This window comes from Candidatus Villigracilis sp. (assembly GCF_057083605.1).
Genome location: NZ_JBXMTI010000042.1, coordinates 1 through 7,542, shown reverse-complemented (window position 1 = coordinate 7,542; position 7,542 = coordinate 1). Strand labels below are relative to the sequence as shown.

General features: G+C 48.2%; 7 protein-coding genes and 2 pseudogenes. 8 read left to right on the top strand and 1 reads right to left on the bottom strand.

The window, feature by feature from the left end; translation table 11 throughout:
- Nucleotides 1-447: 447 nt before the first annotated feature.
- From AC14M5_RS06490 to AC14M5_RS06455, 8 genes and pseudogenes are all read left to right on the top strand, one after another.
- Nucleotides 448-585 (top strand): annotated as a pseudogene (locus AC14M5_RS06490) (ATP-binding protein); the annotation flags it as partial.
- Nucleotides 586-626: 41 nt separating this feature from the next.
- Complete coding sequence (locus tag AC14M5_RS06485) at nt 627-803, top strand: magnesium chelatase subunit ChlI family protein (RefSeq protein WP_484028826.1); 177 nt, start codon at nt 627-629, stop codon at nt 801-803.
- Nucleotides 778-1,050, top strand: a complete 273-nt coding sequence (locus AC14M5_RS06480; protein ID WP_484028825.1) for a UbiA family prenyltransferase — start codon at nt 778-780, stop codon at nt 1,048-1,050. Before AC14M5_RS06485 ends, AC14M5_RS06480 begins: the two co-directional genes overlap by 26 nt.
- 376 nt (nt 1,051-1,426) lie before the next feature.
- Nucleotides 1,427-2,959, top strand: a complete 1,533-nt coding sequence (locus AC14M5_RS06475; protein WP_484028824.1) for a serine hydrolase domain-containing protein — start codon at nt 1,427-1,429, stop codon at nt 2,957-2,959.
- The gene (locus AC14M5_RS06470) at nt 2,956-4,053 is read left to right on the top strand and encodes a phosphotransferase family protein (protein ID WP_484028823.1); all 1,098 of its coding nucleotides are present in this window, start codon (nt 2,956-2,958) and stop codon (nt 4,051-4,053) included. The genes AC14M5_RS06475 and AC14M5_RS06470 overlap by 4 nt, the downstream gene beginning before the upstream one ends.
- Nucleotides 4,054-4,926: 873 nt before the next feature.
- Nucleotides 4,927-5,136, top strand: a complete 210-nt coding sequence (locus AC14M5_RS06465; RefSeq protein WP_484028822.1) for a hypothetical protein — start codon at nt 4,927-4,929, stop codon at nt 5,134-5,136.
- Nucleotides 5,137-5,246: 110 nt separating this feature from the next.
- Complete coding sequence (locus AC14M5_RS06460) at nt 5,247-5,465, top strand: helix-turn-helix domain-containing protein (RefSeq protein ID WP_484028821.1); 219 nt, start codon at nt 5,247-5,249, stop codon at nt 5,463-5,465.
- 361 nt (nt 5,466-5,826) lie between these two features.
- Nucleotides 5,827-6,918 (top strand): annotated as a pseudogene (locus AC14M5_RS06455) (recombinase family protein); the annotation flags it as partial.
- Between the two features lie 388 nt (nt 6,919-7,306).
- On the opposite strand, the gene AC14M5_RS06450 reads toward AC14M5_RS06455, so the two are convergent.
- Nucleotides 7,307-7,477 (bottom strand): hypothetical protein, encoded by a 171-nt coding sequence (locus AC14M5_RS06450; protein WP_484028827.1) that lies wholly within the window; start codon nt 7,475-7,477, stop codon nt 7,307-7,309.
- Nucleotides 7,478-7,542: the final 65 nt, after the last annotated feature.

The window sequence follows — 7,542 nt, the reverse complement described above, 5'->3', positions numbered from 1 at the left end:
GGAGAGGAAGCATTTAGCAAGGCGTCGGAAGAAGGCTTGGCAATGGAGACTGAAGCGGCCATTCAATATGCCTTGGATATATTGAATGATTCTTCTCCTACATCGCTGTAGATCTGAAGCGCTATGTGGGTGGGAGATAGAACTGATTCTGGCTGACAAGGCTATAGTTCTTAAGTTGGCTGCATTTAGCTGAGCTGTCTTAACTTGCATTCCCTCGATTTCGTTTGGGATATCTCCCATTATGCCCAGAATGATAACCGTCCAATGGAATATCAGGGACGCTGGGGAAGTGCAGTCTCTGATCTGTATGGCTCATAAACCAGTTACGATCGCGCGCTGGCTACGTGGGCACTTGTGAGCGCCTAGTACTAAAGTTGATCTGTATAAAACATGCTCCAAATTTCAGTTTGTTAGCAGTCATCGACCAGGAAAATAGTTGCCGATTGTGTGTATCCCTCATGCGGCTGGTATCTTGATCCACAAAAAGCCTGTGGGTGTGCGCTTGCTGTCGTTACCAAATATCAAAAACGGATTTCCGGTCCATTGCTGAACCGCCTCGACATCCATATCGAAGTGCCAGGTGTAGATTATGAAAAGCTAGGCAGTGACCGAATGGGGAGACCAGCGTGTCGATTCGTAAGCGCGTTCAAGCCGCGCGCAATATTCAACAACAACGCTTTGCGAGTTCGCAGTCCGATGTTATCCCCAACGCCGATATGCGCGACGGGGAGATCAGGCAATTTTGCAAGTTACAGGATGAAGTTCAAAGCCTGAGGCGTGCGGCGACATCGTGCTGTGCATGAGCCAACTCAATTTGTCAGCAAACCGTTTGAAGTGGCAGTCTGGTTTTTCGGCATGTTGGCATTGCTTATCAATCTAGGTGAAGAGATCGACGTTGATGCGATGGATGTGGATGGTGACCGGAAAGCCGGTTCACGCTCACTGCCTGTGTTGATGGGTCGCAAGAACGCGATCAAGATCAGCGCCGCCCTATTCTTTCTGGTGATTGTCATCAGTAGCCTGCCCTTTGTATTGGGTTGGATGGAATGATCCTATTTTCGACCATTAGGTTATTGGACTCAAAGTTGGCGAATCGTCGAATATATATCCGCTGGATCTATCTGAGCGCATCACTGGCGATCCTGCTCGTGATCGTCCTCCGTTTTCTGAAGTAAATCTTGTACGAAGGAACATGCTGGCTGCGTATCTGTGCCTGATCTGGTGTGGAAATTTGCCTCGACATGCAAGACTTCACTCCATGAACGGAAAACGATAAAATAGACTTCCAAGTTCACCGCAAGTTTTTAACATAGTTACTACTCTCAGCTTTACACATTTCAGGATGACGCCTGGGGTTTAATGATTAAATTGCGGTCTTCTTGTAAGGTGTATCATCCATGGCGCAGTTATGGAATAGGAGGAAGGCATGCTTCATAAATACACTCGATACACCATCGGTATTGTCATCGCAGTAGGGTTGCTCTTAGTTGCCTTTTCTTCGCAAGATGTGTCGTCAGCCGCGGAATTCCAGGGGGTGGAATATAAAAGCGGGCTTGACGACTTTCTGCACACACAAATGGCTACCTATAGGATCCCTGGGTTGGCAATTGCTATTGTCCGTGATGGGGAGGTTGAATACCTCAATGGATACGGGGTTGCCAACCCCGATGGCGACCCGGTTATGCCGGATACGCCCTTCCTGCTGGCATCGGTCAGCAAGTCGTTCACTGCGCTTGGCATCATGCAACTGGTCGAAGATGGGAAGATCAATCTTGATGATCCGGTGCAAAAATATCTGCCTTGGTTTGACGTGAAGGGCGAAGGCGGTGCGGAGATTACCGTGGCGCATCTGGTGTATCACACCAGCGGCTTCAACGAATATCAAGGCAACGAGATGAACCTGCGCCCGAATACTCCTGATGGGTTGGAAACCGGGGTGCGGGATTTGTCTCATATCGAACTCAACTTCAAACCAGGTGAAGACTGGGGATATTCCAATATCAATTACAGCGTGCTTGGTTTATTAATCCAGGAAGTGTCGGGGCAAAGATACGAAGCCTATATTGAGGAAAATATTTTCACTCCGCTGGGAATGACCCATTCATACACCTCATTGGAAAGCGCCTGGTCAGGGAATGCATCCCGTGGCTATTACCCCATTTTCGGAGTTCAGTTGGCACTCGACCAAAACATGCTTTACACAACGGCTACCTTACCGGCGTTCGGGTTATGGTCAAGCGCGGAAGATATGAGCCGTTATTTGATCGCTCACTTGGATGAAGAATCAGCCATCCTGCTCTCTCCCGAAGGGATAAAGCAGCTCCATACTCCCGGTGTAGAGATCGAACCCGGCTACAGCTACGCTATGGGTTGGTTCCACTCCCTGGCTGCGTTCGATCCCGACTTCCTGCAAACCCTTGGAACCAATATCGCTCCTTCGGACGATCAGCAAGTCCTTTGGCATGAGGGCGACTGGAAAGGCTACAAATCCGTTGCACTCCTGCTTCCCGGGTTGGATTACGGCGTTGTATTATTGATGAATACCAATGACCCCACAATTGCATCGGTCTATCGGGATTTTGCCTGGGATGTGACCCTGATCGCGCACGGCGGTGATGCCTATTTCTTCGCCCCAAGTGAAGATTTCGCCGTCCGTTATTCCCGTCCGATTTTCAGCGGATTAACGCTACTTCTTCTGGGCGGGTTGGTGTGGTATTTCCGTCAGTGGAAACGTCCAATGTCCAAGAACAAGGCTTGGGGAAAGTGGATCGGCTTGTTGATTAACCTGGGCTTGTTAGCTTTTATACATTTGAAATTGTTACCCGAGAACAACACCAGCATCATGGCGTTACTTAACAGGGCGCCAGATCTTGGCACTCTTACTATCCTTGTTACCCTGGTTTCTTGTGCATGGGTCATAGTGAGTGTATGGATGCTTGTGAGGACTCAGCCAAAATGAAAGATACAAATGTCATCACCAACCTCGACCAGATCACCACCGAGTGGCTGACCTCCGTCCTCACCCAAAGCAGAGCATTAACCCAAGGTGCTGTGCAATCATTCGAATTCGGCACAGGTCAGGGCAACTGGTCCACAAGTGCGAGCCTTAAAGTGACTTACACCGAAGATGCACAAGGGGCATTGCCGGGACATCTCTTCCTCAAAATGGTGGATACCGATCTGGGTGACGGCGAGTTCTTCGGTGATTCGGAAGTCACCTATTACACCCGCGATTATGTGGATGTGAAGAATGCTCCACTCCTCCGTTGTTATGATGCAGCTTACTCGCAGGAACTCAATCGGTATCACCTTTTACTGGACGATATCTCTGAAACGCATATCGAAGCGTACCACAAGAAGCCGACGCTTGAATACGGTCTGGCACTTGCCGAAGGCTTGGGGATTCTCCATGCCCGCTGGTGGGGAAAGGCTCGGTTGGCAGAAGCAGACACGAGTGGACATGATGCGCAGCACATCCAGAATTTTGTGGATATTGCTCAGCCGGGTGTCGGTTATATCGTGGAAGGGTTCTCAGCAGAGTTGAAACCGCACTGGGCTGACCTCATGCGTGAGTTGTACGCCAAACATCCACAGGCACTGATCAGACGTTCACAGGATTTGAACGGCTTCACCCTGATTCATGGTGATGTGGGTTCTGCCAATGTCCTGGTGCCGCGTGCCGGAGATCGTCCGCTGTACATTATCGACCGCCAGCCTTTCAACTGGAGTCTCACCACCTGGCTGGGAGTCTATGATCTAGCTTACGCCCTCGTGCTGGACTGGGATAGCGAGCTGCGTTCGCAGTGTGAGATCCCCATTTTCGAACGGTATCATGAAACGCTGATTCAGCAAGGTGTTTCAAATTATTCATGGGAGCGCCTGCACGACGATTATAGATTGTGTGTCGCCATGGGCGTTTACATTGCCACCGAATACTGTCGCGGCGGCATCAACGAACGCTGGACACACGTCTGGTTACCCATGTTGCAAAGAGCATTGACCGCTTGTGACGATCTGGATAGTCCGGCACTATGGAGGGGAAGTTCCCACTAACTTCTGATACGTTCTGTTGCCAAGCATATCAGCACCCATGCACGTGGCCCACGGGGTGACGTTCCATTCTCTATCGTGCTTGGCGGCGTGCTGAAGTCCGCAAGCATCGAGTCCGTTTTATAACAATTGAGAGCATTGCCCTCTCGTTGCAGAACTGGGTTTTGAATCTCATCTGATCCCAAGCGATGCACAGGCATTGGTTGCGGATCGTGGGGCAAATGTGTTGGGTTTTATGTTGTCATTCATTAGCCTGGCCACGGGATACACCCGGAGTCTGTTTGCTGCTAATTTAGGCGAAACAGATCTCATCGTCAACCTGCTATCCGGCAGCTTGTTATGAAAACCGAGCAATAGTCCTATCAGAGAGCCGGATGCATCGCTCCGCAAGTAGTAAGATTTCCATCAAACCGATTCTCAGCTCACGATTCGGATCTCATCTGCAATGTTGGCCAGCGTGTCATGAAAATCCGAGAATCCTGCAAGTTGAGGTGAGATAGTCGAAGCCTGATGCGGGTGGCGATGAATCAGGCGAGATTATTCAGTGTGTGAAGAATTATTCAAATTTACCAGATAAGGCAAGTGGATTTCAAACTTAGTGATTATGACCAGCCTGATGTCAATCCGAATGGATCCCGTCAGAGTAGGTTGCTGACCATGGGTCGATCATGGGCGCAGGCGTAAGATGTTTATTACCACTGGCCGGGGGACCCCCTCCTAATGATATGTATCATAGTGAATGAGGCTCTGTTTCTGAATTGACTCATCGACAAATTAAGTTCGTACGATCGAAACTTATGGAATAAGAGCAGATTTTAGATGCGGTCATGCGAAGATCAGTTGAGCTGTCCATAAGAATTACCCTGAGGTAAATGAATGCTCCAAATCACATCTCTGTATACCAAAATAGAACTAGATGCCGACCAGCAGCTGGCTCTGGTAAATGTCTATAGGTTGCTGATCCAATTAGCTGAAAATTCATCAGGTGAAAACCTTCAATCAAACCGCGCAGCAAGTGATGAAATTAGCATGAAGGAACTGAGTCTGAGGCAGACAGATCTTTTTCGTGAGGAAGTCCTACCTTAGCTTTCTCCCAGCCTCGCCCTATCATGGAATTTCCACAGTATAAATTGTGCTTTTACCGTTCAATATCTCAATATGGGTGGCAGGTATAATTCTTGATAGGAGATAATGAAATGACCAACGACGGTGATTGGATTACTGTGAGCCAAGCAGCTGTACTCAGCGGTTACAACGAAGAGCACATTCGCCGCCTGCTCAGAGATGGAGCGATAGCTGGTAGGAAGTTTGGTATTGTCTGGCAAGTTAGTCAATCAGCGATAATGGCATACTTGGCTAATGCTCATAACTCTGTAGACAAAAGACATGGACCAAAAGACAAGTCGCCCGACTAGAAAAACTGTAGTATAATTATGTAGTAAGTTGCTATATAATTTCCGTTCATAACAGGGTTGTACGGTGTTGGCATATTACTGCCACCTGATCAATACACCGACTGAGCGGCGGGCGGGCTAAATTTGATTGTGGCCTCGGCTAATGCTCTGGCGGGATTCTGCCGGGGCATTTTGCTTTCTTGATGGGGAAGGCGATGTACCCAGATCCGTGAGGCAAACGATGGTCAATGTATGAGGTTGCCAATCTCATTGGTAAGGCCATAAAGCTGGTGCCCCGTATGTGCGAGTAGGGGACCGATTGGTCTGAGTATCGCTCATCCAACAAAAAGAATCTTCTGATATTCACTTTGAAAGGGTTGCTATGAACCGTAGGGTAGTTACTTATGCCAGAGTATCTGGTGATGATCGCGGAAAGGAAGGACGGAATTTATCTGGTCAGCTTGAGATGTGCAGGGAATATGTCGTGCAGCAGGGTTGGACTCTGGTAGCAGAGCTGGCAGAGGATGATCGCGGGGCATCTGGTGCGGCATTTGAATTGCCACAATTGGATAAGATTAGGGAGATGGCGCGAAATAAGGAGTTCGATGTATTAGTTGTACGCGAGATAGACCGCCTGAGTCGCAAACTTGCCAAACAGCTTGTTGTGGAAGAAGAGCTAAATCGGATGGGCGTGGAAATTGTTTATGTTCTCGCGGACTATGATAACAGCCCGGAGGGGCGACTAAGCAAACATATTCGAGCGACGATCGCCGAATACGAACGCGAAAAAATCATGGAAAGAATGATCCGAGGGCGTTTATTAAAAGTGCGTGCTGGTCACGTTCTGGTGCATAGTGCGCCACCCTACGGCTATCAGGTTGCTACAACCTTGGATGGAAAAACTACTCTTGTGCCCCATGAGTCTGAGGCGAAAATAGTGAGAATGGTTTTTGACTGGTATGTAAATGGGGAGCATGGAAATAAAATCACGATTGCTGGCATTGCCGATAAATTGACCGAGATGGGCGTTCCTACCAGGCTGGATACTCTGCCAAAAAACGGCGGCAAGAAGAAGAGAGGTTGGGCGGTTTGGGGACGATCGATGGTTGCCAAGATTCTAAAGAACGAGGTGTATATTGGAAACTGGCACTATCGCAAAGATGGACATAATAAAGAGGAATGGTTGGCTATTAAAGTTTCCCCTTTGATCTCAGAGGAAACTTGGCACAAAGTCCGAAAGACTGGTGCCCGCAACCAATTGTTCGCTCGCGCTAACCGTAAGCATCAATATCTCTTGACAGGTCATATCCAGTGTGGATTCTGTGGAAGTCGCATGAATGGACATCCCGGTTTGTGGGTCTCAAAGAATAGCAGGGGATACAATTTTTACTATCGTTGTGCTGGTTATGATGGCGCAATCGCAAACATAAAATGTAAACTCCCGCAATTTAGAGTGGATCAGGTGGACAGTGCAATTTGGAATTGGGTCACAGATTTTTTAACCAACCCCCAATTATTGGAAAAGGGCATGACAGATTATCAATTGGAACAGGCGGCAAGAAACGATCAGATCATTGAAAGAGTCGCGATTATTGATGAACTTCTTGCGGATCACCAGGGACAATTGAATCGTATTCTCGATTTATATCTAGAGGGAGACTTTCCCAAGGACTTACTTCTTGAAAAGAAAACCCGCTTGGAAGATACGATTCGGGTTCTAAACAAAGAAAAGCAGGATCTGAGGGAGTTCGTCGATAAAATATCCCTCACACCTGAACAGTTCCGGGATATTCAAGAATTTTCAAGAAAAGTGCTGGAAGGTATCAATCTGGCATCCTGCGATTTTGATGCCAAAAAGCGGATTATAGAGTTGCTGGATATTCAGGTCGTTTGTATGCTTGATGAGAATGGAGCAAAAATCGTTCAATTGAAGTGCATCCTGGGATCTGATCAGTATGATATTTCCACGAATTTTCATGCCCATAGCGCGGATGAGTGAGTCGATTCGCCAGGTCACCATCGTTGGTCATCAGGATGAGACCCTCGCTCTCGAAATCGAGGCGGCCTACCGGGTAAAGATGACCCGGTTCCTCGATCA

What these genes read in the sequence shown, in the direction of transcription:
- AC14M5_RS06465 (WP_484028822.1), top strand. Translation starts at nt 4,927, where the DNA reads ATGCTCCAAATCACATCTCTGTATACCAAAATAGAACTAGATGCCGAC.
- AC14M5_RS06460 (WP_484028821.1), top strand. Translation starts at nt 5,247, where the DNA reads ATGACCAACGACGGTGATTGGATTACTGTGAGCCAAGCAGCTGTACTC.
- AC14M5_RS06470 (WP_484028823.1), top strand. Translation starts at nt 2,956, where the DNA reads ATGAAAGATACAAATGTCATCACCAACCTCGACCAGATCACCACCGAG.
- AC14M5_RS06475 (WP_484028824.1), top strand. Translation starts at nt 1,427, where the DNA reads ATGCTTCATAAATACACTCGATACACCATCGGTATTGTCATCGCAGTA.